Genomic DNA, 23,463 nt, shown 5'->3' with positions numbered 1-23,463 from the left:
GCCGCGGAGCCGCCTTGTCAGCGGACGACGGCGGGCGACCAGGCATGCTCGATGAACAGCCGGGGTGCCGCGCCGGGTTCCAGGGACAGCGACCAGATATCGCTGTCCGGGCCCGCCCCTTCCCTGGGCATCCCGTACAGGATGGTGCCGTTGTCAAGCCACTCGATTTGGTCATCCAGGTCCCGTTGCTCACCCAGAACGGTGACGTTCCCGGTGGCCAGCTCGAGGACGGCGGGCTGCCGGGCTCCTGCCAGGGTTCCCGATGTGCTCTTCTTGAAGGCGATCCGTTGCCCGTCGGGAGAGACCGAAGGGCACTCGACGCCGGACGCGGCGATGGTGAGCGTCCGGGCGGCGATATCCCCGTGGACCAGCCAAATATTGCCCTGCGACGAGGCGGTGGCATAGAACTCATTCGGATTGCCAGGGCTGAAGGTCACACCCCAAATATTCCTGTCGGTGGCCTTGATCCGCGCGCCATGGTCCATCAGGGCGTAGTCCTCGAGGTTGGTATGGCTGCTTCCGTCCGCCGGGCCAATCAGTGTTTGCGTTGAAAAACTCGACGACGCATAGGAATGGCCGGAGACGAAGACGGTGGTTGCCACCAGGGAACCATCCGCACTGACCCGTGTCCTGTTGGGAATCCCGCCGAGTGCCCACGTCCCCTGCTGCACCAGCGACCCGTCATAGGTTGAAGCCTCGAAGGAGGTGGGCATCCCGTTCCTGGTCTCCAGGCAGCTGACCAGGTTACGGGCCGCGTAGACCCTGTCGCAGGCCTTGCCCAGGAGGGTCCGCCGGCCGTTTGGTGCAGACAGGGCCGCAGTGGCTGCCTCCCCGAACCCTTGGCCGGGGGCCGTGTTCCTGAACAGCACGAAGGGGCCGGACGGCAATGCACCGGCGGAGGCAACCTGCACGTCCGGGGCGGCCTGCCGGCTCGCGCTTGACTGCTGGTAGGCGGTGAACGCCTGGGCACCTGCGGCGCCAAGTGTGGCTATGACGACCGCAAGCAGTAAGAGCAGCCGCTTCCTCACGAGGCGGGCACCGCTGCGGTGCTGCCGCGGAACAGCAGCGCTGCTCCTGCGATGGCTGCCGCCAGCAACGCAGTCGCGATGGCAACGGCCATGCCCGGCCCGGCCCCGAACCAGAGGACGCCAAATCCGGATGCGGCCGCCATCCGGCTGACGGCCACCACCGTCTGTGCGGTGCCCAGGGCGGTGCCCAGCCTTTCGGGCGGTGCCAGCTGGCTGACAAGCGCCGCCAGGACACCGTCAGTTGCCGCGTAGAAGAGCCCCAGGAGCAGCAAACAACCGATGGTGGCGGGGATCCCTGCAGTTGGCAGCCCGGCCAGCAGGTAGCAGGCCAACAAGGCACCGTGGCCGGCCAGGAAGACCGGTACTCTCCCCCACCGGTCCGCGATCCTGCCGACTGGCACGGCGAACAGCAGGAAGGCGGCGTTGGTGCCCACGAACAGCAGCGGGAACCATTGGATGGCGAAGGACTCACGGTGCTGGAGGAGGAGGTAGATGAAGCCGTCGCCGATGGTGAGGACGCCCAACAAGCCGGCGGCGGCCATGGGGCGGGCCAGGCCCGGTTCCCGCAGGCGCGACCACCGCAACAGATTCCAGCTGACGACCGGCCTGGACCGGCCGGGGTGTTGCCGCCGCCGCTGGAGCCGGTCCGGCACCACCAGGAGAAGCACCGCGACGCCGATCACGGCGAAGGCGAGTGAGACGCCAAAGACGGTGCTGAAGCCATTGGGGATCAGCATCAGGACCAGGAACGCGATGAACGGGCCGGCGGCCGCCCCGATGTTGTCCAGCATCCGGTGGATGCCGAAGGAGCGCGCCAGGTACTCCGGCTGGGCCTCCGCCGCGATCATGGCATCCCGTGGCGCCGTGCGGATTCCTTTGCCGATCCTGTCGCCGGTGACGATGCCGGCAAGGGTCCAGAAGCCCCCGGCCACGAGGAACCCCGCCCGCGCCAGCATGGACAGCCCGTAGCCGGCAGCTGCCACGTACTTGGGATGGCCGGTGCGGTCGGACACCCAGCCCGCGCCGATCCGCACGATGGCGCTGGCGCCCTGGTTTATTCCGTCGATGACACCGAATGCGATGGTGGACAGCCCCAGGTAGCCCGTGACGTAGAGCGGGAGGATGGCGGCGACGGACTCGGACGATATGTCCGTCATCATGCTGACCACGCCCAGCCAGATGATCACCGGCGACAACCGGAAAGCCGGGTGGACCGAGGCAGGACCGGCGCCGGCCTGGTCCTGTTGGCCGCCTTTGCGGTCCGAGATCGAGATGTACAAGGGCTGCCTGTCCTTCCCGGGGCGGGAAGCGGTGCGCGTGCAGCGGGCCCCACCCGAAGTTCGTGCAGACAGTCTTGCAGCCGGCCCGCAGCCGCGGGTACCGAAGAATCCGCAGACCTGTTGTGGAAACCTACCAGCGGCCGTTCCGCGGCCGGGGCTGGCAGACCGGGCACGTGTGGGACGAGCGGTTCATGAACTGCTCGCGCCGGATGATCGACTGGATTCCCGCTGCGGCACAGCGTTTGCAGGGCTCGCCCTGGCGTCCGTACGCGTTGAGGGACCTGTCGAAGTAGCCGGAGGCTCCGTTGACGTTGACGTACAGGGAGTCGAAGCTGGTGCCCCCGGCCGCCAGGGCGTCCAGCATCACCTCCCGGGCGCTGTCGAGGACCCGCTGGGCCTCGGCGCGGCGGAGCGTGTCGGTGGCCCGCGCATAATGAAGTTTTGCGCGCCACAGGGCTTCGTCGGCGTAGATGTTGCCGATCCCGGACACCAGCCCCTGATCCAGGAGTGCCCGTTTGAGCCCGGTTTTGCGTTTCCGGAGGCGTTGGTAGAAGAGGTCGAAGGAGAATGCGGGGTCCAGCGGGTCCCGGGCAATATGGGCTGCCTCCGCTGCGATCAACGGAAGCGGCGATTCGGCGAGACCGCCGGGGCCGCCGTCCTCCGTAGGCACCAGGGCAGTAACGAAAAGGCCGCCGAAAATCCGTTGGTCAACGAACCGCAGCTGGTCCGGCATGCCCTCACGTGGACTGAGCCCCAACCGTACTTTGAGGTGTTTTTCGTCGGGAACGCCGACGCCCTGCATCAACAGCTGGCCGCTCATCCCCAAGTGGGCCATCAGTGCCACCGCCGGTGCCTGGTGCTGTTCGGCGTGTCCCGGCCCGGCCGTGCCGTTGTCCGTCAGCGGCAGCCACAGGAATTTGCCGCGTCGGACGACGTCGGACACTGTTGCGCCCTCAAGGTTGCCGATGAAGTCGCCGGCCCCAAGGGCGTGCCGGCGGATGGAGCGCGGGTCCAGGACGTCGACGGTTTGGATGGTCCTGCCGCGGACCCAGCGAACCAGGCCGCGGCGCACCACCTCAACCTCGGGCAGTTCCGGCACGGAGGCTGACTTAGCAGCTGCGGAGCCGGCGGACGTACCAGCGGCATCGTGGGCTTCAGCCCCGGAAAGCACCCGCCAGGCGTCGGCCGCCGCTTCCTGCTCGGCTTCCTTTTTGGAGTGCCCGGAGCCCTTGCCGTAGGCGTTGCCGCCGATGCTCAGGACGGCAGTGAACGTGCGGGCGTGGTCCGGACCCGAGCCGTCCACGGCGTAGTGGATGCTTCCGAGCTGCCGGCTGGCAGCCAGTTCCTGGATGCTGGTTTTCCAGTCGGTTCCGGCGCCCAGGACGGCGGCATCCTTCAGCATCGGGCCGATCAGCCGCATAACCAGCTGGCGGGCGGTCTCGATATCGTTGGAGACGTAGGTGGCGCCGATCAGGGCCTCCATGGTGTCCGCGAGGATAGAGGCCTTGTTCTTCCCGTGGGTGAGCTTTTCGCCCTGCCCCAGGTAGATGTATTCGCCAATGCCCAGGCTGCGTCCAATGCCGGCCAGGGCACGGGTGCTGACGACGGCGGACCGGCGCTTGGCGAGCTCGCCTTCGGGCAGGTCCGGGTTGTCCCGGTACAGGGCATCGGTCACGGAGAAGCCCAGGATGGAGTCCCCCAGGAACTCGAGCCGCTCGTTGGTGGGTATGCCGCCATTCTCGTAGGCATACGAACGGTGGGTGAGCGCAAGACGAAGCGTCCCGGCGTCAATAGAGACACCGAGACGCTTCAGAAGCTCTTCAGTTGACGACATCAGTCAGCCTGTTGGGCCGATTAGACGTCAGCGACCTTGCGGCCCTTGTACTCAAGGAACAGCGCGGTGCCAGCAGAGTCGGTAACGACCTTTGCCTGGTGCGGCAGGCTGTAGGTGACCTGGCCGTTCTCAACGGTCTTCACCAGGTGGGGGGCGGTCGCCTTCCACTGCGAGCGGCGGGCGCGGGTATTCGAGCGAGACATTTTCCGCTTGGGAACAGCCACGGCTAACTCATTTCTCTCTAGACAAACACGTACAAATCAATTTTGCCGGTCAGGCTTAGCCATATCAGCTAGGGCAGCCCAGCGAGGATCCAGGACCTCGTGGTGGTGCCCCGGCTCGTCTTCCAGGCGAACTCCGCATTCGGAGCAAAGGCCCTGGCAGTCTTCCCGGCACACCGGCTGGAACGGCAGGTTGGTGACAACCGCGTCCCGCAACACCGGTTCAAGATCGATTACATCGTGCTCGACTCGACGTTGCTCTTCATCTTCTTCTCCGTCCGAAAGCTCAGCGCCTTCATAGAAGAAAAGTTCTTGCACATTGACCTCAAGGTCATACGCAAGGGGATCCAGGCATCGGCCGCATTCGCCGGTTACTTCGACGGCTGCGGTTCCTGATACCAGAATTCCTTCGTGTACGGCCTCAAGCCTCAGGTCGAGCTCGACATCCGAGCCTTCCTGAACACCAATGAGCGCCACACCAAGATCACCCGGTGCGGGTACATGTTCCTTCAGTGTCCGCATGCTTCCCGGGCTGCGCCCGAGGTCCTTGACGTCGAACGCCAGGGGCGAACCAGCATCTCTTTTAATGAGAACTCCTGTTGAACATATGACCGACGTACCATCTTAGCCTGAAGATCCATGGTGACTCAAACCGGCATGCGGCGGCGCCGAAGTACCCATCCAGCCTACCGTCTTGGCTGCTGATCCGGGCCAGGCTCGCCGGTCACCAGGCGGCGGTGCACCGAGCGGGGCACGTAATCGGAGACACTCCCGCCCAGTGCCGCCACCTCCTTGATCAGGGTGGACGACAAGTGGACGTAGCTGGCTTCCGCCGGGAGGAACACCGTTTCCACCCCGCTCAGCTGCCGGTTCATCGTCGCCATGGGCAGCTCGTAGTCAAAATCCGACGACGAGCGCAGCCCTTTGACGATGGCGGACACCCCACGGTGGCGGCAGTATTCCGCCAGGAGTCCCGCGCCGACAGGCTCCACCACGATCCCCTTGAGCGACGCCAACGTCTCGCGCGCCATGTCCAGCCGCTCTTCCAAGGTGAACATGTACTTCTTGGCGTAGTTGGTGGAGATGGCCACGATGACCTCATCAAAAAGGCCGGCAGCCCTGGCAATGACTTCGAGATGGCCGTTGTGGATGGGGTCGAAGGATCCGGGGCACACAGCGCGTCTCATGCTCCGAACCTACCCCATGGAAAGGCCGGGATACCATGACTGGATGCATCCTCCACGGGAACATTCCACGCCCCTGGCACCTTCTCCCTGGCAGCGGACCGCGCTCGGCGCCAACCTGCTGGCGCCCGACGGCGGACTGGGGGTCACCATCTTCGAAGAGATGACCACCCTTGCCGTCCGGACCGGTGCCATCAACCTGGGCCAGGGCTTCCCGGACGAGGACGGGCCGCTGGAGATCAGGGAGGCGGCGCGTGCGGCCATCGCCGCCGGAGCCAACCAGTACGCACCCGGCAAGGGCATCCCCGAACTCCGCGAGGCGGTGGCCGCGCACCAGGAACGCTTCTACGGGTTGACGCCCGATCCCGCCACGGAGGTCATCATCACCACCGGGGCCACCGAAGGCATCGCTGCCTCGCTGCTGGCGTTCGCCGGCCCCGGCGACGAAGTCCTGACGTTCGAGCCCTTCTATGACTCCTACGGTGCGGTCATCGGCCTCACCGGCGCCACCCATGTGACCGTGCCGCTGGCCGCGCCGGACTTCATGCCCGACCTCTCCGCCCTGGAATCGGCATTCAGCGACCGCACCCGGGTGGTCCTGCTGAACAACCCGCACAATCCCACCGGCGCCGTTTTTCCGGAAGCCGTGCTGCAGCGCGTCGTGGACCTTGCAGCCAAGCACGGAAGCATCATCGTCACCGACGAGGTGTACGAGCACCTGACGTTCGGCGTCCCCCATATCCCGGTGGCAACGCTGCCCGGAGCCGCCGGGATCACCATCACCATCTCCTCCGCGGGGAAGACGTTCTCACTGACGGGATGGAAGGTGGGCTGGCTCACCGGGCCGGAGGACCTGGTGGCCGCGGTGCGTACCGTGAAGCAATTCCTCACCTACAGTTCCGGGACCCCGTTCCAGGCGGCAATCGCCACGGGCCTGGGCCAGCCGGACGCTTTCTTCCACGGCATTGCGGCCACCCTGGAGAAAAAACGGGACATCCTCAGCGCGGGACTCAGGGACGCCGGGTTCGATGTCTTCACGCCCCGCGGCACCTACTTCGTCAACGTGGACACCGCACCGCTCGGCATCACCGATGCCCTGGACCTCGCCCGGCGCCTGCCGGCGTTGGTGGGAGTTGCCGCCATCCCGGTCCCCGTGTTCTGCCACCCCGAGGGTGCGGAACGGACAAGAAGCCTGCTGCGCTTCGCCTTCTGCAAGAAAACCGATGTCCTGGAGGAGGCCGCCTCGCGGCTGGCAACGCTCCGCGGCAGGCTCTGATGTCCGGCGGCGTCGCGGGACCTGCGAGCCGGTTCCTGCGGACCACCGGACAGCACGCCACCATCGAACCGGACACGTTCACGGACGGCGGCTATGTGCTCAGCATCGGCGGAGCGGAACAGTCCCATGTCAACCTCAGCCGGCCCGACGAGATTTTCTACGAATACCTGCGCAGGATCGGCCACCTGGTGGATCTCGCCGCACCGTCAGGGGAACCGGTGAAAGCCCTGCACCTGGGCGCCGGTGCGCTGACCCTTGCACGCTACATCCAGGCCACCCGGCCCGGCTCACCGCAGTACGCGGTGGAGCTGGAACGCGAACTGCTGGACTTTGTCCTGCGGCACCTGCCCCTGCCCGAAGGCACGGACCTGACCACGATGATCGGCGATGCCCGGGAGGCACTAGGCACGCTGGCCCCGGGACTGGCATTCGACGTCGTCATCCTGGACATCTTTTCCGGGCCGGAGGCGCCTGCCCACATCGCGTCCAGTGGTTTCTACCGGGAGGCGCGGGGACGGCTGAGCCCGGACGGGGTGCTGATCGTCAATGTGGGCGACGAGCCCGCCCTCACGCTGGTCAGGAGCCAGGTGGCGGCCATGCGCGAGGCCATGGCCGATGTTGCCGCGTTCGGGGAAGCCGGAATGTTCGAGGCACGGTACCCGGGAAACGTCATCCTGGCAGGAACGCAGGGCCCCTGGCCGGGGTCGTGGACAACAGAGCTGGCGGCCCGTGGCCCCCACCCTGCCCGGGTCCTGTCCGGCGTGGACCTGGACCCCTTCTCGGCCTAAGGCCAGGCCCTACCCCTCGGTCCCGTCCGGCAGGTCGTCGGCGGAGATGGCATCGGGCACCGACGGCTCGGCGAACCACAACCGGGTCTCGCCGTACTTCTTGTCCGCAAACCGTGCCATCCCATCGGGCCACTCGGGCTCCGGAGAACGCGAGGACCGCTCCACCACCACCACAGCCCCTGCCGCCAGGTGGCCGGCGAGCTTTTGGAGCACCGCGGCCAGCGCCGCTTCCTCCAGGGGATAGGGCGGGTCCAGGAACACGAGGTCCCAGGCAGCGTTGCCGGGCGCGCGGTCAAGGAAGGGCTCCACCCTGGCCCGGTGCACGCTGACGGTCTTGCGGCCAAGCACGCCGTCGATGAGGTCCGCATTGCGCTGGCACACCGCGCTGGCCTTGGCGTCGGACTCCACCAAATCCACGGACTGCGCTCCCCTGCTGGCACTTTCCACCCCCAGGGATCCGGAGCCCGCGTACAGGTCCAGAACCCTGGCTCCCGAGATCACGCCAAAAGCGTCGAGCCGGGAGAACAGCGCTTCCTTGACGCGGTCGGTGGTGGGCCGGGTCAAGGAACCCGGGACCGCGTTCAGCGGGGTACCGCCCGCGGCGCCGGAGATTATCCGTGTCATCGCGGCCGCCGCCGTCCGTCCGCGCCCTGGGGCCCTGCCGTGCTAACCGCGTTCAAGGAACGCCTCCTTCTCGGGGTTGAGGTACTTCTCGATGGCGTCGGCGAGTTCGGGGTGGCCCGCCAGCAACGGGTCCCCGCCGACGATGTGCTGGGCGTCTTCCCTTGCCCGGGCGATGACGTCTTCGTGTTCGAGGACGCGCAGGAGTTTAAGGGTGGAACGTCCGCCGGACTGGGAAGCGCCCAGGATATCGCCTTCGCGGCGCAGCTTGAGGTCTTCCTGCGAGAGGACGAACCCGTCCGTGGTGGCCACCACGGCTTCCAGCCGCCGCCGGCTGGGATGCCCCGGCTCCAGGGCGGTGACCAGCAGGCAGGTGCCGGGCAGTCCGCCACGGCCGACGCGCCCGCGGAGCTGGTGCAGCTGCGAGATCCCAAACCTGTCGGCGTCCAGGATGACCATCAGGGTGGCGTTGTGCACATCCACGCCCACTTCGATCACGGTGGTGGAGACGAGCAGCTTGATGCGGTTGGCGGTGAAGCCGGCCATCGTCTCCGTCTTCAGCTCCGGCTCCTGGCGTCCGTGCAGCGGGGCAAGCGGCACCCCTGCAAGGGACGGCTCGGCCAGCAAATGCTCCACGACAGCGGTGACGGACGCAAGCTCCCGCCCTTCCTCTCCCTCCGCCCCCGGAGGTGCGGCTTCGCCGGGGCTGAAGTCGCCGTCGTCGTCCGTCCCGATCTTGGGACAGACCACGTACACCTGGCGCCCGGCATCGATCTCCTCGCGGGCGCGCGCCCAGATCCGCGCCGCCCAGGCGGGATTCTCCGCGAGGCCCACGAGGTGGGTGGTGATCGGGGCCCGGCCTTTGGGCAGTTCGCTGAGGGTTGACGTCTCCAGGTCCCCGAAAACCGTCATGGCAACGGTCCGCGGGATGGGGGTGGCTGTCATGACCAGCAGGTGCGGGGGCTTGCGCGCCTTGGCCCGCAGGGCGTCGCGCTGCTCCACGCCGAAACGGTGCTGCTCGTCCACTACGATGAGTCCGAGGTCGTAGAAGGAGACGTTGTCACCCAGGAGCGCGTGGGTGCCGATGATGATTCCGGCCGTCCCGGAGGCGGCATCCAGCATGGCTTGCCTGCGCGCCGCGGTGGGCATGGAGCCGGTCAGCAGAGTGACCTGCACGGAAACGCCGCTTCCGCCGGCCAGACCGCCCAGCAGGCCGTCGCCGGACAGCGCGCCAAGGCTGCGCCGGATGGAGTCGTAATGCTGGGCCGCGAGCACTTCGGTAGGGGCCAGGAGCGCGGCCTGCCCGCCGGCGTCGATGACCTGCAGCATGGCACGCAGCGCCACGACGGTCTTGCCCGAGCCGACCTCGCCCTGCAGCAGCCGGTTCATGGGGGTGTCGCGCGCCAGTTCCGCGGCGAGGGTTTGGCCGACGGCGGATTGGCCGGCTGTGAGCGTGAACGGCAGGTTGGCGTCGAAGGCGGCCAGGAGGCCGTCGCCCACAGGGCGGCGGGCCGTGGCTTCCTCGGCAGCGAGCTGGGCGCGGCGCCGCGCCAGCGCTGACTGCAGCACCAAGGCCTCGTGGTAGCGGAGGCGGTCCCGGGCCCTGCGCCAGTCGTCGGCGGACTCGGGTACGTGGATCAACCGGTAGGCGCGGGACACCGGCAGAAACCCTTCACGGGCGGAAACCTCGGTTGGCACCGGGTCCGGCAGGGCGTCGAGGTCGAGTGTCTCCAGGAGCGTGGCGATGGTCTTCTGGATCTTCCAGCTGGGAAGCTTGGCGGTTGCCGGGTACACCGGGATGGGCATGGCGGCGAGTTTCTCCGGGTCCTGGCCACTGTCGGTGAACGGATCTTCGTCCACCAGCTGGAAATCGGGGTTTGTCAGGCCCAGTTGTCCCTTGAAACTGGTGACCTTCCCGGAAAACAGGGCCCGCCGCCCCTGCAGGAGTTCTGTTTTGGCTTTGTACCCGTTAAAGAAGCTGATTTTGAGGGTTCCGGGCACCTTTCCGCGGAAGTCCCGGCCGCCCACCAGCCGGAGCCCCTGCTGACCGTCGTCGTCGGAGACGATGACGTCGGTGATGTTTCCCCGGCGGGCCTGCATGGTGCGCGTGCTGCTGGACAGCACCCGGGCGATCAGGGTGACGTCCTCGTCCAGCGGCAGCTCACTGATGGGGGTCAGCTCACCGCGGCTCATGTAACGGCGCGGGAAGTAATTCAGGAGTCCGTCCACGGTGGTGATCCCGAGGTGTTTCTCAATGACCGCTGCCGAGCGCTTGCCGATGCGCCGCTCCAGGGCCAGGTCGAGCTCAGCGTTCATGCCCGCCGGTGTTCACTGCGTCCATGTCCGGGTCCCGGGGCAGCGCAAGTTCGCTGACGCTGATCTGGGACGGCTCGCCCAGGGACCTGATGACGGCGACGGCCTGGTCCGGGTGCGGCACGTGCACATGCACCCGCCACCGGTACTTCCCGTCCGGGTCAACGCCGCCGCCAACCTGGCTCATGATGACGGACTCGCCGATTTCGTCCAGGCGCTGCCGGAGGGTGGCGGCGTCCAGCGGCGACAGGCTGATGGTGCACATGACTTCCACGCCGTCGGCGTCGGGCATGGCGGTGTGGATGTGGGGATCGGAGACGTCGTAGCCGTGCAGGCCGTCGAGGAGTTCGTTCTGCAGTTCCTCGCCCAGGACCGCCGAGCGCAGGCAGTCCAGGATGAGCAGCATTCCCACCCCGCCGGCATCGACGACGTGGGCGGACTGCAGGGCATCGAGCTGCTCTTCGGTGTGGATCACCGCTGCCAGGGCCCCCTCCACCGCGGCGTCCAGGGCAAGGCCCAGCGCGTGGTTGCTGTCGTCCCCGTCCTGGGCCGCGTCCACGGCGGCCGCGGCGCGGGCGGCTGCTTCCATGACGGAAAGCATGGTTCCGGGGACGGGATCGCTGAGGGCGGACCAGGCGCGGATCTGGGCGCGGTTCAGTGCGGACGACAGGAGCGTGGACGTCACCCTGGTGTGGCCGGCCAGGGGCTCGGCCGCTGCGCACAGGAACACGGAGAAGAGGGTGCCGGAGTTTCCCCGGGCTTCCTCCATGGCCGCCTGCCCTGCCGTGGCGAGGACTTCACCGACGTCCACCGGGGCGGGCTGGTCGTCGGCGAGCACCAGCGAGCGGGCTGCGGCGCGAACGGTGAGGTAGAGGTTGGTACCGGTATCGCCGTCGGCCACCGGGAAGATGTTGATGGCGTTGAGCCGGTCGCTGTGGTTGCCCAGGGCCGTTTCCGCCTTGCCCAGCCACCTCTTCATCGCCAGCGCGTTGGCGGCAACCTTAGTGTGCAAAGTGATCCCATCCCCCGGTGTCCGCGGCCCGGCCCGCTATCAGGACGCCCGGGCCTTCGTCGGTTCCGAGTGCATGTACCGAGCCTATCGCAGTGAATCCGGGTGGCAGCTGAATACCGGCCGGGAAAGTGGCCAGCAGGCCGTGGTCCTCGCCGCCGGCCAGCACCCAGGGTGCCGGGTCCGCGTCCAGGAGGGTCGCGGCCGGGCGCAGCAGTTCGGCAAGGTGCGCCAGCCGGGCGGGATCGAGGTCAACGGCGACGTTGCTGGCGGCCGCCAGCCGGTGCCCGTCCCGCAGGAGTCCGTCCGAGATATCAAGCATGGCAGTCGCCCCCGCCGCCCGTGCAGCCGGTCCCGCCCACAGGGGCGGCCGGGGCCGGCACTGCAGCTCGGGGTAGATCCGTTCGGCGGGGCCGAGGGTGTCCGCGGCGATGCCGGATTCCAGCAGGGCCAGGCCGGCAGCGGCGTGCCCGACGGTTCCCGCCAAGGCCAGGATGTCTCCCGGCCGGGCCCCGGAACGCAGGACAGCCCGGCCGCCGTCGAGCGATCCCAGGACGGCGACCGTCACGGAAATTTCGCGGCCTCGGCCCAGGTCCCCGCCGGCAACGGAACACCCGGTGGCTCCGAGGGCCTGGATTCCGGCTCTCAGGCCGTCCGCCAGGTCTTCCACCCAGCTGACCGGCGTGTCCACCGGCAGGGTGAGGCTGACCACCATCGAGGTGGCGGTGGCACCCATCGCGTTGATGTCGCTGAGGTTCTGTGCGGCGGCTTTCCACCCGACGTCGAATCCTGTGGTGCGGTAGCCGTTGGGCCAGAGGAGGCGGAAATCCTGGTCCTGGACTTGGGTGTCGATGCTGACCACGGCCCTGCCGTCCGGGGCAGCGACGATGGCGGCATCGTCTCCAGGGCCCAGCAGCGTGCTTGCCGTGTGGGAGCCCGCCATCCGCAGGCGCGGGAAGATCCGGGCCAGCAGGTCTGATTCGGAAAGGCCCGCGACGGTGGGCTGGCGGTCAACGCGGTTTCGGAGGTCTTCAGGCACGCCACTACGCTACCGCGACCGGCCGACATCGTGTCCTGGCGGGGGCGCCGGCGGCGATAGGCTGGAACCATGCACCATCCCCAGCTGCCCCTGACCGCCCGCGCCACCAGGATGGCAGTTTTTGGGGCAGTCGTTGCCCTGTCCATGACTGCGTGCTCCCCCGCAGTCGACGTTACCGCCGCCAAGGACGCGGCAAACCCTGCCTGCGCGCCCATGATGGTGGCCCTGCCGGATGCGATCGGCGATTCCCGGCTGCGAAAGACCAACAGCCAGGCAACTGCCGCGTGGGGTGATCCGTCGCTGGTCATCCTCCGCTGCGGCGTCAACGTACCGGGTCCGACGACGGACCGCTGTGTGACCGTCAACGGCGTCGACTGGGTCATCAAGGAAGGCGACCCGGTGTGGACGCTGACCACTTACGGCCGGGAACCGGCCACCGAGATCCTCATGGACCCGGACAAGATCAGCTCCGCAACCGTCCTTGCGGACCTCGCGGGCGCCGCCGCGAAGGTCCCGTCGGTGCGGAACTGCGTGGGCCAGGAAGACCTGCAGAACCTCCCGCAGAGCAAGTAGGTTCTGCGGGCCCACCCACCGGGATGGGCCCGCAGTCCAGCCCGAGGCCTCAGCGGAGGCCGGTCTTCCGGTGCAGCGCCAGGTGGATGAGCTCATCGATCAGGTCTGCGTAGCCAAGTCCCGAGGCCGCCCACATTTGCGGGTACATGCTCTTGGGCGTGAACCCGGGCATGGTGTTGATCTCATTGATGATCAGCTCGCCGTCGGGGGTGTAGAAGAAGTCGACCCGGCTCAAGCCCTCAGCGCCCACGGCTTCGAAGGCCAGCGCAGCGAGCTCACGGACCCTCGAGATGGCTTCCGCCGGAATGTCCGCCGGGCAACTCAGCGCGGCGGCATCGTCCTCGACGTACTTGGCGTTGAAATCATAGAACTCGTGGGTGCCGCCGGCGACTGATATCTCCCCCGGCATGGAGGTCCGGGGAGCGTCCGTTCCCCTGCCTTCCAAGACCGCACACTCAATTTCGCGTCCCACGATTCCGGCCTCGATGACCAGTTTGAGGTCGTGCCGGCGTGCTTCCTCAATCGCGGCGTCGAGCTCGTCGAGGGAGTCCACTTTGGAAATGCCCATGGATGAGCCAGCGCGTGCGGGCTTGACGAAAACGGGGAAGCCCAGCCGGTCCACCTGTTTGCGGACGGATTCGGGGTCATTGCGCCATTGCCTGTCGGTGACCGCCAGGTAGGGGCCAACGCGGAGCCCGGCGGCTTCGAAGACCACTTTCATGTAGTGCTTGTCCATGCCGACGGCGGAAGCCAGGACACCGGCGCCGACGTAGCGGGTGTCCGACAATTCCAGGAGCCCCTGGATGGTGCCGTCTTCGCCGAAGGGTCCGTGCAGGAGCGGGAAGACGACGTCCACGGCACCCAGTTCCTGGGGTACTTCGTTGGGGGAAGCGACAATCAACTGGTGTTCGCCGCCGATCTCGGCCAGGGTCACGGTCTGGGCAGACGGCGAAACTTCCGGCAACGATGAGGCCGCCAGGGACCATTGCGCGGTATCGGCCGGCGCCAGGACCCATTGCCCGGTCTTGGCGATCCCGATCGGGATGACCTCGTACTTGTCCCTGTCGATGGCGCCGAGCACGCCGGCTGCCGTCACGCAACTTACGGCGTGCTCGCTGGAACGGCCGCCGAACAGCACGGCTACCCGCGGTTTCCTGCTGCTCGCCGTTTCCCCTGTGGTGGGTGTGTCTTGGGACATGGTCAGTGATCGCCTTCAGGTTTCAATTCCCGGGACAGCAGGACAGGCCCCAGTTGGTCAACGGACAGCTTGCCTGCCAGCACCGCGACGACGGCGGCGGTGATAGGCATTTCGACGCCGAGCTTACCGGCAAGTTCGTGCACGGCCTGGCCGGACTTGATGCCTTCGGCGGTCTGGGTCATTTTGCGGCCCACCTCCTCCAGGGTCAGCCCCTGGCCGAGGAGCCGGCCGGCGGTGTGGTTGCGGGACAACGCGGATGAGCAGGTCGCCACCAGATCCCCGAGCCCGGCAAGGCCGGCCATGGTCTTGGCTTCGCCGCCGAGGGCCAGCGCAAGGCGGGAGGTCTCCGCCAGGCCGCGGGTAATGACCGAGGCTTTGGTGTTGTCTCCCATTTCCTTGCCTTCGCAGATGCCCACGGCCAGCGCGATCACGTTCTTGACGATGCCGCCGATTTCGACCCCGACGACGTCCGACGTGGTGTAGGGACGGAAGTACGGTGCCGTGCAGGTCCGTGCGAGCCATCCGGCGGTCGCGGAATCCGTGCAGGCCACTACCGACGCCGTCGGCTCTTCGCGCGCGATTTCCATGGCCAGGTTGGGTCCGGAGACCACGGCGATGCGTTCGGGCGGCAGGCCCAGTTCCTGGCTGATGACCTCGCTCATGCGGGCATCCGTGCCAAGTTCGAGGCCCTTCATGAGGGATACGACGACGGCTCCGGGCTCGATCATGTCCTTCCACTCCCGCAGCTGCGGGCGGAGGGATTGGGCAGGGACGGCCACCACCACAAGATCGGCCCCGGCCAGCACCTCCCGGACGTCGGTGGAAGCGGTGATGCTGGCGGGCAGGACGATGTCCTTGAGGTAGTCGCTGTTGCGGTGGTCCCGGTTGATCTGGTCCACCACCTCGGCGCGCCTGCCCCACACCTTGATCCCGCGCGGGCTGCCGGCGGCCCCGGCTGCGTCTGCGAGGATCTTGGCGAAGGTGGTCCCCCACGAACCGGCGCCCAGGACAGCCACAGTCCGGGCCGATCCCGGCTTTCGGTCAACGGTCACTGTGCTTCCGTTTCCGGGCCGGGCTGTCCGCGGTCGATGAACCGTCCGTGCTTGGCTTGTTGCTGCTTGGCCGGATCCCAGCGTTCGGCCGGCGGCTGTTCGCCGCGGAGGCCCGCCAGCAGGCCGGTGATCGCGGCCATGATGACCTCGGTGGCTTCGGTCAGCGTCGCTTTGTCCAACGGGCGGCCGCTGAAGGCGCTGAGGTCCACCGGGTCCCCCACCACTACCCGGGAGAGCTTCCGCGGGAACACGTGGAACCGCTTGCCGTAGCGGGGGAACACCTCATGGGCGCCCCAGTGGGCGATCGGGACGACGGGAATTCCGCCTTCAAGGGCGAGCCTGGCCGCACCCGTATGGCCTTTCATGGGCCAGAGTGCGGGGTCGCGGGTCAATGTGCCCTCCGGATAGATGATGATTGCTCCGCCCTCGGCCACGATCTCCTGGGCCACCTGCAGCGACCGGTTCGCGCCCGTCGTCGAACGCTCAACGGGGACCTGCTTGGTCGCGTTCAGGAGCCAGCCCAGGCCGGGGACTTTGAACAGGCCGGCCTTGGCCAGGAAGTGCGGGGCACGCCCTTGGTTGTAAAGCATGTGGCCCACAACCAGGGGATCGATCTCGGTGCAGTGGTTGGGCGCGGCAATGAAGCCGCCGGCAGGCAGTTTCTCGGTGCCTTCCCATTTCTTGGCCATCATGAGGTTCAGCAGCGGGCGGGCGATCCCGGCGATGAACACAAACGTGGCCCTGCTTTTGGCAGTTTCCTTCACGGTCCGCCGCTACTTCGTGGTGGCGATGTCGAAGTCGGCACCGAGGCCGGCGAGCTTTTCGGTGAAGCGCTCGTAGCCGCGGTTGATGATGTCGATGCCCGTGACCCGGGAAGTTCCGGTGGCGGCCAGGGCGGCGATGAGATGGCTGAACCCGCCGCGCAGGTCCGGCACGTCGATATCCGTTCCCTTGAGCTGGGTGGGACCGGAGATAACGGCCGAGTGCAGGAAGTTGCGCTGGCCGAACCGGCACGGGACGCTGCCGAGGCACTCCCGGTGGACCTGGATGCTGGCGCCCATGCGGATGAGGGCGTCGGTGAAGCCAAAGCGGTTCTCGTATACCGTTTCGTGGACGATTGATACGCCCTCGGCCTGGGTCAACGCGACCACCAGCGGCTGCTGCCAGTCCGTCATGAACCCGGGGTGCACGTCTGTTTCAAGGACCAGCGGGTTGAGCTTGCCGCCCTTGTGGTAGAACCGGATGCCGTCCTCGCCGATGTCCATCCCGCCGCCCACTTTGCGGTAGGTGTTCAGGAAGGTCATCATGTCGCGCTGGGATGCGCCTTCAACGAAGATGTCGCCGCGGGTAACCAGGGCGGCCGAGGCCCAGGATGCGGACTCGTTGCGGTCCGAGAGCGCGCGGTGGTTGTAGCCGCCCAGATCGCGGACGCCCTCAATGCGGATGGTCCGGTCCGTCTGGACGCTGATGATGGCGCCCATCTTCTGCAGCACGGCGATCAGGTCGATGACCTCGGGCTCGGTGGCGGCACCGGAGAGCTCCGTGATGCCTTCCGCGCGGGTGGCGCTGAGGAGGACCTGCTCGGTGGCTCCGACGGACGGGTACGGCAGCGAGATCTTGGCGCCGTGCAGTCCCTTGGGTGCCGAGATGTGGATCCCGCCGGGGCGCTTTTCCACGACGGCGCCAAACTGGCGCAGGACGTCCAGGTGGTAGTCGATGGGGCGGTCGCCGATCTTGCAGCCGCCGAGGTCGGGGATGAACGCTTCCCCAATGGCGTGGATCAGGGGGCCGCACAGCAGGATGGGGATCCGGGAATCGCCGGCGTGCGCATCGATGGCGGTGCTTGAGGCCGTCTTCGCCGACGTCGGATCGAGGGTAAGGTCTCCGCTGACCGGGTCCTTCTCCACGGTCACGCCATGCAGCTTCAGCAGGGACGTGACGACCTCGACGTCCTTGATCTCCGGCACGTTGCGCAACACCGAGGGTTCGTTGCCCAGCAGTGCTGCCACCATGGCCTTCGGTACAAGATTCTTTGCCCCGCGGACGCTGACGCGGCCTGTAAGCGGGACTCCGCCGCGGATTGTCAGAACACTACTCATATACCGGTTTCCTCACGATCACTAGCCCACAAATCCTTGCAAAGGCTCCAACCAAGCATAGGAGGTCGTGTTACCGAACCGAAATAAGCGGGCACCGGCGGCAGTCCGTGGCGGGGTGTTTCCTGCCGCCGGGCCCGTTCCTGCGTGCTAGGACAGCCGGGCGGGAAGCGTCTTCGGCTTGAAGCTGGGCCGGGTGGCCTCGTAGGCCGTGATGTCGGCTTCATGCTGGAGGGTCAGCCCGATGTCGTCCAGGCCTTCCAGCAGCCGCCAACGGGTGTAGTCGTCGATCTCGAAAGGCGCCACGATGGGGCCGCACACGACGGTCTTTGACTCAAGGTCCACCGTGACTTCGGTTCCGGGCGCGTTCTCCAGCTCTTTCCAGATCAGTTCAATGTCATCCTGGGCCACCTGGGCGGCCAGCAGGCCCTGCTTGCCGGAATTGCCGCGGAAGATGTCGGCGAAGCGGGAAGACAGGACGGCCTTGAAACCGTAGTCCTTCAGCGCCCAGACGGCGTGTTCGCGGGAGGAACCGGTGCCAAAGTCCGGGCCTGCCACCAGCACCGAACCGGTAGTGTAGGGCTCCTGGTTCAGGATGAACGAGGGGTCTTTCCGCCAGGCGGAGAACAGGGCGTCCTCGAACCCGGTCCGGGTGATGCGCTTGAGGTACACCGCCGGGATGATCTGGTCGGTGTCGACGTTGCTCTGGCGCAGCGGGACGCCAACGCCGGTGTGCTTGGTGAACTTTTCCATGGTGCTGTCCTAGGCTGCGTGGCTTGCGGATGGGGTTTCGACAGGCTGAACCGCCGGCTCGGGAGCCGGGTCAAGGTCCGACGGCGAGCTGAGCGTGCCCCGGACGGCCGTGGCTGCTGCCACCACCGGGGAAACCAGGTGGGTGCGGCCGCCCTTGCCCTGCCGGCCCTCGAAGTTGCGGTTGGAGGTTGAGGCGCAACGCTCCCCCACTTCCAGCTGGTCCGGGTTCATGCCCAGGCACATGGAGCAGCCGGCAAAGCGCCACTCGGCACCAAAGTCCTTGAAGACCTTGTCCAGCCCCTCGGCTTCCGCTTCGAGCCGGACGCGGGCGGAGCCCGGGACCACCAGCATCCGGATGTTGGGGTCCTTTTGCCGGCCGCGGATGATGTCGGCAGCGGCGCGCAGGTCCTCCATCCGGGAGTTGGTGCAGGAGCCCAGGAAGACGGTGTCCACGCGGATGTCCTTCATGGGCGTGCCGGCTTCGAGTCCCATGTACTGCAGGGCGCGCTCGGCAGCGGCCTTGGCGTTTTCGTCGCCGAAGTCCTCCGGTGACGGGACGGACCCGGACAGGGACACACCCTGGCCCGGGTTGGTGCCCCAGGTGACGAACGGCTCAAGCGTGTTGGCGTCCAGGTCCACCTGCACGTCGAAGGTGGCGTCGTCGTCGGTACGCAGCGTGTTCCAGTACTCGACGGCGGCGTCCCACTCCGCGCCTTCCGGCGCGTGGGGGCGGCCCTTCATGTACTCGTAGGTGGTCTCGTCCGGGGCCACCATACCGGCCCGGGCGCCGGCCTCGATGGACATGTTGCAGATGGTCATCCGGGCTTCCATGGAGAGCGCGCGGATGGCGGAGCCGCGGTATTCCAGGACGTAGCCCTGGCCGCCGCCGGTGCCGATCTTGGCGATCACGGCGAGGATGATGTCCTTGGCAGTAACGCCCGGGCGCAACGTGCCCTCGACGTTGATGGCCATGGTCTTGAAGGGCTTCAGGGACAGGGTCTGGGTGGCCATGACGTGCTCCACCTCGGAGGTGCCGATACCCATGGCCAGCGCGCCGAAGGCGCCGTGCGTGGAGGTGTGCGAGTCGCCGCAGACCACCGTCATGCCGGGTTGGGTCAGGCCGAGCTGCGGGCCGACCACGTGGACGATGCCCTGTTCGGCGTCGCCGAGGCTGTGCAGGCGGACGCCGAACTCGGCGCAGTTGTTGCGCAGGGTCTGGATCTGGGTCCGGCTGGTGAGGTCGGCAATCGGCTTGTCGATGTCCAGCGTGGGGGTGTTGTGGTCCTCGGTGGCAATGGTCAGGTCCGGCCGGCGCAGCGGGCGGCCGGCGAGCCGCAGCCCTTCGAAGGCCTGCGGGGAGGTAACTTCGTGGACCAGGTGGAGATCGATAAAGAGGAGGTCGGGCTGGGCGTTGGCTCCTTCGCCGTCGCCTTTGCGCACCACGTGCGCGTCCCAGACTTTCTCGGCCAATGTCTTTGCCATGGCCATCTCCCTTCACTGCTGTTTGGCTGTTGAGTCCAACTGAATCAGGACGGCTCCGCACTGCGCCAGCCGAAAGATTTGCATCTCAGATATTGAGACGGCAATATCATTACATGGACAATTCTAGTGGAGTCGGCGTCATTGATAAAGCAGCCCAGGTGCTCGATGCACTCGAGGCCGGCCCCACCACGCTGGCACAGCTTGTGGCCGCCACCGGGCTGGCCCGGCCCACGGTTCACCGGCTCGCGCTGGCACTCGTCCACCACCGGCTGGTGAGCCGCGATATCCAGGGCCGGTTCGTCCTTGGCAGCCGGCTGGTGGAACTGGCCTCGGCCGCGGGCGAGGACCGCCTGATCGCCTCCGCCGGTCCCGTCCTCATGCAGCTGCGGGACGCCACGGGCGAAAGCGCCCAGATCTTCCGCCGGCAGGGCGACTGGCGCGTGTGCGTTGCCTCCGCCGAGCGCCCCATCGGCCTGCGCGACACCATCCCGGTGGGCACGCAGCTGTCCATGAAGGCCGGCTCCGCCGCCCAGGTGCTTCTCGCCTGGGAGGACCACGACCGGCTGCTCGAGGGCCTGCAGTCAGCTCGCTTCACGCCCACCGTCCTGGCAGGCGTACGACGACGCGGCTGGGGACAGAGCCTCGGCGAACGTGAGCCCGGTGTCGCCTCCGTCTCCGCGCCGGTGCGGGGACCGTCCGGCCGGGTGATCGCCGCCGTCTCAATTTCCGGCCCGATCGAGCGGCTGACCCGCCAGCCGGGGCGCCTGCACGCGGAGGTGGTCTGCAACGCCGGCCGCATCCTCACCGAAGCCCTGCGCAAGAACAACGACTAAGGGGATCCGCCGCGTTGTCCGCTCCTGCGGACGGCGCGGCCACTAGGCTGTGGCCATGGGCAGCTACGCAGTCTTCCTCCGTGGAATCAATGTTGGCGGAATCAACATCAAAATGGCGGACCTCCGGGACGCACTGAAAGCTTCGGGCTTCGCCGATGCCAGGACTATGCTGGCCAGCGGGAACGTGGTGCTGACCAGCAGCCTGGATGCAACCGGCGTCAAACGCGAAGCCGAAGAATGCCTCCGGGCAGCGTTCGGTTATGAAGCCTGGGTGGTCGTCGTGGACGGCGGACGAGTGGCCGAACTGGTGGATGCCTGCCCTTATCCGGAGGATGACAAATCCACCCACACCTACATCACCTTCTCGTCGGATACCGCCGTCCTGGACGAACTGGAAGCGGCCGGCGCAGCCATAGAGGGCCAGGACCAGAAGCGCCTTGGACCTGAAGCGCTGGCGTGGCTGGCCCCGGTGGGGGGCACCCTGGACAGCCCCTTCAGCAAGGTCAGCTCGAAGTCCAGGTTCAAGGCCGCTACCACCACCCGCAACCTGCGCACCCTGATCAAGGTCCGGGATGCAGCGGCCGCATTGGAGGCGGACTCCTAAGCGGCTCCGCGGAAGACTCCCCGCACGGAGGACCACTCCCCGCCGGGCGGCGCGGGGTTCAGTCCATTGAGCGGGGATTGTCCGCCAGCGAATTTCGGGCAAATAAAAAATGGTCCCGGGCTGATGCCCGGGACCATTCCATGGTGACCCCAGCGGGATTCGAACCCGCGTTACCGCCGTGAGAGGGCGGCGTACTAGGCCGCTATACGATGGGGCCGCGTACTTTCCGGCAGCGTTTCCGCTGCTCGGCTCAGTGAGTATTTCACACACTTTGCCGTGGTTTCAAATCGGCGAACCGAGTGGAAACCTTCTGTTTTGCCTGCCCGAATGGGCTTCAAACCAGAGCTGGGATACCAGGACTCGAACCTAGAATGACGGTACCAGAAACCGTAGTGTTGCCAATTACACCATATCCCAATGGCACTTTCGGGCCGGATTCCAGGGCGTTTTCCCTGCTCCGTGCGCCTCAGCACGAGAAATTACTTTACCCGAGACTTGGGGCTCGCACAAATCCGGCGCGGCCTGCGCCTCCGGGCTTCGCGAAAGCGAACCGTCCAAACCCTTGCCCGGCATCCACCGTTATGGTTACCCTCGAGTAAGTTACCGATCAGTAACAAGCCCCCTGCCCTGTTTCCACGGGCACCCACGAGGTCAAGGGACCGCCCTGCCAACCACGGTTTCGCCACCGGACACCGCTGTCCGGCGGAAGTTAGGAAGTGTCAGCGTTGACAACCCGTACAGCAGCCATTGCAGCCGCAACCCGCAAACCCCGGCCACAATTCATCGCCATCATGGCCCTCTCCCTCCTGCTCGTCCTCTTCCTCGCCTTCTATACCTACCTCACGGGCCAGATCGCCAACGGCTCTGCCCAGCTGATGGACGGGGCGGAACAAGCCGCAGCGGGCGCCGCCCAGCTCAAGGACGGCTCGGGCCGGCTGGCAGCGGGCGCAGGCGCAGCGAACAAGGGCGCAGCGCAAGTGCAGGACGGATCGCTCAAGGTCAAGGACGGCACCACCCAACTCAACAACGGAGCCCTCGCCCTGCAATCGGGTGCGGGCAAGATCTACTCAGGTGTCAGGGACCAGCTCGCCCCCGGCGTGGACAAGCTTCATGCCGGCACCACCAAGCTGCAAAATGACGTCCTGAACAAACTCGTCCCTGGCGTCTACCAGGTGGATGACGGAGCCCGGAAGCTCCAGGCCGGCGCCGTCGCGCTGTCCGCCGCGCTCACCCCCACCGCGGGCGGCAACGCCCCCAACAACCTTGCCGACGGCGCCGGACAGCTGGCGGCGGGAACGGGCCGGCTCGCGGCCGGCGCAGGTCAGCTCGACGCCGGCGCCACCAGCCTGAGCGCAGGAACAGCGGCGTTGAAGAACGGAACAGCGCAGCTGACGGGCTACCCCGGCGCGGGGAACGATCCAACCAAGGGAGACGGGCTGGCCGCGCTCAGCCAGGGGCTGGACCAGCTGGAAGCAGCGGCGAACGGGCCCCAGGGCCTGGTTCCCCTGGCCCTCATCAAGGACCAGATCGCCAAGTTGGCCGACGGCGGCCGACGCGCCTACGCGGGAGCGGGGCAGCTCGATGCGGGAGCAGCAAAGCTGAACGACGGAGCCGGGCAGCTCAAGGCCGGAACCGGCAGTCTGACCGCGGGAGCCGCCCAGCTGGATGACGGGGCGGGCCGGCTGAAGGCGGGCTTCGCCACCCTGGCGGAGAAGCTCAACGCCACCGACCCCCAAAACCCCGGCGTGGTGCTGGGTACCTCGATGCTGGCGGATGGCACGGCGAAGATCCGGACCGGCATGGATGGCGTCCCCGGCGATCCGGACAGCCCCGGCCTGATCTACGCCGCCAACAACCTCCAGGACGGCACCACCAAGCTCAGTGCCGGCGTCAACGGCGGCGGCGATCCTGCCAACCCGGGACTCCTGGCCGGGACCGAGGCGTTGTCGGAGGGCACCACCGCGCTGAGCCAAGGCACGGGACAATTGCAGTCGGGATCCGCCCAGCTGGCGGATGGAACCGGGAAACTCGCCGACGGCAACGGCAAGCTTGATGACGGTTCGGGCCAGTTGGCGGACGGTGCCGGCACGCTTGCCGAGGGCAATGCCAGGATCGCGGCCGGAACGCAGGAACTGCACACGAAGGTGGCCGCCGTGTCGCCGTCGTCCTGGCTGGACAGCCCCGTCACGGCATTGCTGCTGATCGCCCTGCTGGTGGGAGCCGCCGTTGGCGGATATCTCCTCCTTCGCCGCGCCGCCCGGCTTAAGGCCGCCTGATGG

Annotated in this window: 22 protein-coding genes, 2 tRNA genes and 1 pseudogene; 6 read left to right on the top strand and 19 right to left on the bottom strand. The window is 67.2% G+C overall.

Annotated elements, in window-relative coordinates:
• Positions 1–17: 17 nt before the first annotated feature.
• The 7 genes and pseudogenes from AC4EEO_RS07230 to coaD all read right to left on the bottom strand — a co-directional run bounded on the left by AC4EEO_RS07230 (position 18) and on the right by coaD (position 5,550).
• On the bottom strand, positions 18–1,028 hold the full coding sequence (locus AC4EEO_RS07230; RefSeq protein WP_491340169.1) for a TolB-like translocation protein: 1,011 nt from the start codon (positions 1,026–1,028) through the stop codon (positions 18–20).
• Positions 1,025–2,308, bottom strand: coding sequence for an MFS transporter (locus AC4EEO_RS07225; protein WP_491340168.1), 1,284 nt, complete (start codon positions 2,306–2,308; stop codon positions 1,025–1,027). Before AC4EEO_RS07225 ends, AC4EEO_RS07230 begins: the two co-directional genes overlap by 4 nt.
• A 130-nt stretch (positions 2,309–2,438) precedes the next feature.
• Positions 2,439–3,407: a bifunctional DNA-formamidopyrimidine glycosylase/DNA-(apurinic or apyrimidinic site) lyase gene (gene mutM, locus AC4EEO_RS07220; protein ID WP_491340406.1), complete on the bottom strand. Its 969-nt coding sequence runs from the start codon at positions 3,405–3,407 to the stop codon at positions 2,439–2,441.
• A gap of 27 nt (positions 3,408–3,434) precedes the next feature.
• Positions 3,435–4,142, bottom strand: a pseudogene (gene rnc / locus AC4EEO_RS07215) (ribonuclease III); the annotation flags it as partial.
• 20 nt (positions 4,143–4,162) lie between these two features.
• The gene (gene rpmF, locus AC4EEO_RS07210; protein ID WP_009356569.1) at positions 4,163–4,366 is read right to left on the bottom strand and encodes a 50S ribosomal protein L32; all 204 of its coding nucleotides are present in this window, start codon (positions 4,364–4,366) and stop codon (positions 4,163–4,165) included.
• 36 nt (positions 4,367–4,402) lie between these two features.
• Entirely contained in the window at positions 4,403–4,927 is a 525-nt protein-coding gene (locus AC4EEO_RS07205; protein WP_081624091.1) for a YceD family protein, read from the bottom strand.
• 122 nt (positions 4,928–5,049) lie between these two features.
• Positions 5,050–5,550 carry a pantetheine-phosphate adenylyltransferase gene (coaD, locus tag AC4EEO_RS07200; RefSeq protein WP_026264218.1) on the bottom strand — a complete coding sequence of 167 codons (501 nt, stop codon included), beginning with the start codon at positions 5,548–5,550 and terminating at the stop codon, positions 5,050–5,052.
• A 43-nt stretch (positions 5,551–5,593) separates the two neighbouring features.
• On the opposite strand from coaD, the gene AC4EEO_RS07195 reads away from it, so the two are divergent.
• Positions 5,594–6,823, top strand: coding sequence for an aminotransferase class I/II-fold pyridoxal phosphate-dependent enzyme (locus AC4EEO_RS07195; RefSeq protein ID WP_491340167.1), 1,230 nt, complete (start codon positions 5,594–5,596; stop codon positions 6,821–6,823).
• Entirely contained in the window at positions 6,823–7,611 is a 789-nt protein-coding gene (locus tag AC4EEO_RS07190; protein WP_018760024.1) for a spermidine synthase, read from the top strand. Before AC4EEO_RS07195 ends, AC4EEO_RS07190 begins: the two co-directional genes overlap by 1 nt.
• Positions 7,612–7,620: 9 nt before the next feature.
• Here AC4EEO_RS07190 and rsmD read toward each other — a convergent pair whose 3' ends face one another.
• From rsmD to thiL, 4 genes are read right to left on the bottom strand one after another with little or no spacing between them, the layout of a single operon-like run.
• Positions 7,621–8,235, bottom strand: coding sequence for a 16S rRNA (guanine(966)-N(2))-methyltransferase RsmD (rsmD, locus tag AC4EEO_RS07185; protein WP_018760025.1), 615 nt, complete (start codon positions 8,233–8,235; stop codon positions 7,621–7,623).
• 42 nt (positions 8,236–8,277) lie between these two features.
• Positions 8,278–10,548, bottom strand: a complete 2,271-nt coding sequence (locus AC4EEO_RS07180) for an ATP-dependent DNA helicase RecG (RefSeq protein ID WP_491340166.1) — start codon at positions 10,546–10,548, stop codon at positions 8,278–8,280.
• Positions 10,538–11,524: a DAK2 domain-containing protein gene (locus AC4EEO_RS07175; protein ID WP_491340405.1), complete on the bottom strand. Its 987-nt coding sequence runs from the start codon at positions 11,522–11,524 to the stop codon at positions 10,538–10,540. The genes AC4EEO_RS07180 and AC4EEO_RS07175 overlap by 11 nt, the downstream gene beginning before the upstream one ends.
• Positions 11,525–11,546: 22 nt before the next feature.
• Positions 11,547–12,593, bottom strand: a complete 1,047-nt coding sequence (thiL, locus tag AC4EEO_RS07170; RefSeq protein ID WP_018760028.1) for a thiamine-phosphate kinase — start codon at positions 12,591–12,593, stop codon at positions 11,547–11,549.
• A gap of 69 nt (positions 12,594–12,662) precedes the next feature.
• On the opposite strand from thiL, the gene AC4EEO_RS07165 reads away from it, so the two are divergent.
• Positions 12,663–13,166 (top strand): DUF3515 domain-containing protein, encoded by a 504-nt coding sequence (locus AC4EEO_RS07165; protein WP_018760029.1) that lies wholly within the window; start codon positions 12,663–12,665, stop codon positions 13,164–13,166.
• A 49-nt stretch (positions 13,167–13,215) separates the two neighbouring features.
• On the opposite strand, the gene AC4EEO_RS07160 is transcribed toward AC4EEO_RS07165, so the two are convergent.
• The 6 genes from AC4EEO_RS07160 to leuC form a co-directional block, all read right to left on the bottom strand.
• Entirely contained in the window at positions 13,216–14,364 is a 1,149-nt protein-coding gene (locus AC4EEO_RS07160) for a D-alanine--D-alanine ligase family protein (RefSeq protein ID WP_285319883.1), read from the bottom strand.
• A gap of 2 nt (positions 14,365–14,366) precedes the next feature.
• Complete coding sequence (locus AC4EEO_RS07155) at positions 14,367–15,416, bottom strand: NAD(P)H-dependent glycerol-3-phosphate dehydrogenase (protein ID WP_018760031.1); 1,050 nt, start codon at positions 15,414–15,416, stop codon at positions 14,367–14,369.
• Positions 15,413–16,180, bottom strand: coding sequence for a lysophospholipid acyltransferase family protein (locus AC4EEO_RS07150; protein ID WP_026264221.1), 768 nt, complete (start codon positions 16,178–16,180; stop codon positions 15,413–15,415). Before AC4EEO_RS07150 ends, AC4EEO_RS07155 begins: the two co-directional genes overlap by 4 nt.
• Before the next feature lie 9 nt (positions 16,181–16,189).
• Positions 16,190–17,515, bottom strand: coding sequence for a UDP-N-acetylglucosamine 1-carboxyvinyltransferase (murA, locus tag AC4EEO_RS07145; protein ID WP_026264222.1), 1,326 nt, complete (start codon positions 17,513–17,515; stop codon positions 16,190–16,192).
• 147 nt (positions 17,516–17,662) lie between these two features.
• Positions 17,663–18,265: a 3-isopropylmalate dehydratase small subunit gene (leuD, locus tag AC4EEO_RS07140; RefSeq protein WP_018760034.1), complete on the bottom strand. Its 603-nt coding sequence runs from the start codon at positions 18,263–18,265 to the stop codon at positions 17,663–17,665.
• 9 nt (positions 18,266–18,274) lie between these two features.
• Positions 18,275–19,747 (bottom strand): 3-isopropylmalate dehydratase large subunit, encoded by a 1,473-nt coding sequence (gene leuC / locus AC4EEO_RS07135; RefSeq protein WP_491340165.1) that lies wholly within the window; start codon positions 19,745–19,747, stop codon positions 18,275–18,277.
• Positions 19,748–19,860: 113 nt separating this feature from the next.
• On the opposite strand from leuC, the gene AC4EEO_RS07130 reads away from it, so the two are divergent.
• Both AC4EEO_RS07130 and AC4EEO_RS07125 read left to right on the top strand, forming a co-directional pair.
• Entirely contained in the window at positions 19,861–20,580 is a 720-nt protein-coding gene (locus AC4EEO_RS07130; RefSeq protein WP_009356552.1) for an IclR family transcriptional regulator, read from the top strand.
• Between the two features lie 55 nt (positions 20,581–20,635).
• A complete protein-coding gene (locus AC4EEO_RS07125; protein WP_491340164.1) occupies positions 20,636–21,184 on the top strand; it encodes a DUF1697 domain-containing protein in 549 nt (182 codons plus the stop codon).
• Positions 21,185–21,325: 141 nt separating this feature from the next.
• Here the strand turns inward: AC4EEO_RS07125 and AC4EEO_RS07120 are convergent.
• Together AC4EEO_RS07120 and AC4EEO_RS07115 are read right to left on the bottom strand one after the other, a co-directional pair.
• Positions 21,326–21,401 (bottom strand) — tRNA-Glu (locus tag AC4EEO_RS07120).
• Between the two features lie 128 nt (positions 21,402–21,529).
• Positions 21,530–21,601, bottom strand: a tRNA-Gln gene (locus AC4EEO_RS07115).
• A 308-nt stretch (positions 21,602–21,909) separates the two neighbouring features.
• Between AC4EEO_RS07115 and AC4EEO_RS07110 the strand changes: the two genes are divergently transcribed.
• The gene (locus AC4EEO_RS07110; RefSeq protein WP_491340163.1) at positions 21,910–23,460 is read left to right on the top strand and encodes a hypothetical protein; all 1,551 of its coding nucleotides are present in this window, start codon (positions 21,910–21,912) and stop codon (positions 23,458–23,460) included.
• The last annotated feature ends 3 nt before the right edge of the window (positions 23,461–23,463 follow it).

The sequence above is a fragment of the Pseudarthrobacter sp. MOO13 genome (assembly GCF_058267655.1).
This window is presented reverse-complemented; position numbering and strand designations above follow the sequence as displayed.

What these genes read in the sequence shown, in the direction of transcription:
- coaD (WP_026264218.1), bottom strand. Translation starts at nt 5,550, where the DNA reads ATGAGACGCGCTGTGTGCCCCGGATCCTTCGACCCCATCCACAACGGC.
- AC4EEO_RS07195 (WP_491340167.1), top strand. Translation starts at nt 5,594, where the DNA reads ATGCATCCTCCACGGGAACATTCCACGCCCCTGGCACCTTCTCCCTGG.
- AC4EEO_RS07190 (WP_018760024.1), top strand. Translation starts at nt 6,823, where the DNA reads ATGTCCGGCGGCGTCGCGGGACCTGCGAGCCGGTTCCTGCGGACCACC.
- rsmD (WP_018760025.1), bottom strand. Translation starts at nt 8,235, where the DNA reads ATGACACGGATAATCTCCGGCGCCGCGGGCGGTACCCCGCTGAACGCG.
- AC4EEO_RS07180 (WP_491340166.1), bottom strand. Translation starts at nt 10,548, where the DNA reads ATGAACGCTGAGCTCGACCTGGCCCTGGAGCGGCGCATCGGCAAGCGC.
- AC4EEO_RS07175 (WP_491340405.1), bottom strand. Translation starts at nt 11,524, where the DNA reads ATGAAGAGGTGGCTGGGCAAGGCGGAAACGGCCCTGGGCAACCACAGC.
- AC4EEO_RS07165 (WP_018760029.1), top strand. Translation starts at nt 12,663, where the DNA reads ATGCACCATCCCCAGCTGCCCCTGACCGCCCGCGCCACCAGGATGGCA.
- AC4EEO_RS07160 (WP_285319883.1), bottom strand. Translation starts at nt 14,364, where the DNA reads ATGTCCCAAGACACACCCACCACAGGGGAAACGGCGAGCAGCAGGAAA.
- murA (WP_026264222.1), bottom strand. Translation starts at nt 17,515, where the DNA reads ATGAGTAGTGTTCTGACAATCCGCGGCGGAGTCCCGCTTACAGGCCGC.
- leuD (WP_018760034.1), bottom strand. Translation starts at nt 18,265, where the DNA reads ATGGAAAAGTTCACCAAGCACACCGGCGTTGGCGTCCCGCTGCGCCAG.
- leuC (WP_491340165.1), bottom strand. Translation starts at nt 19,747, where the DNA reads ATGGCAAAGACATTGGCCGAGAAAGTCTGGGACGCGCACGTGGTGCGC.
- AC4EEO_RS07130 (WP_009356552.1), top strand. Translation starts at nt 19,861, where the DNA reads ATGGACAATTCTAGTGGAGTCGGCGTCATTGATAAAGCAGCCCAGGTG.
- AC4EEO_RS07125 (WP_491340164.1), top strand. Translation starts at nt 20,636, where the DNA reads ATGGGCAGCTACGCAGTCTTCCTCCGTGGAATCAATGTTGGCGGAATC.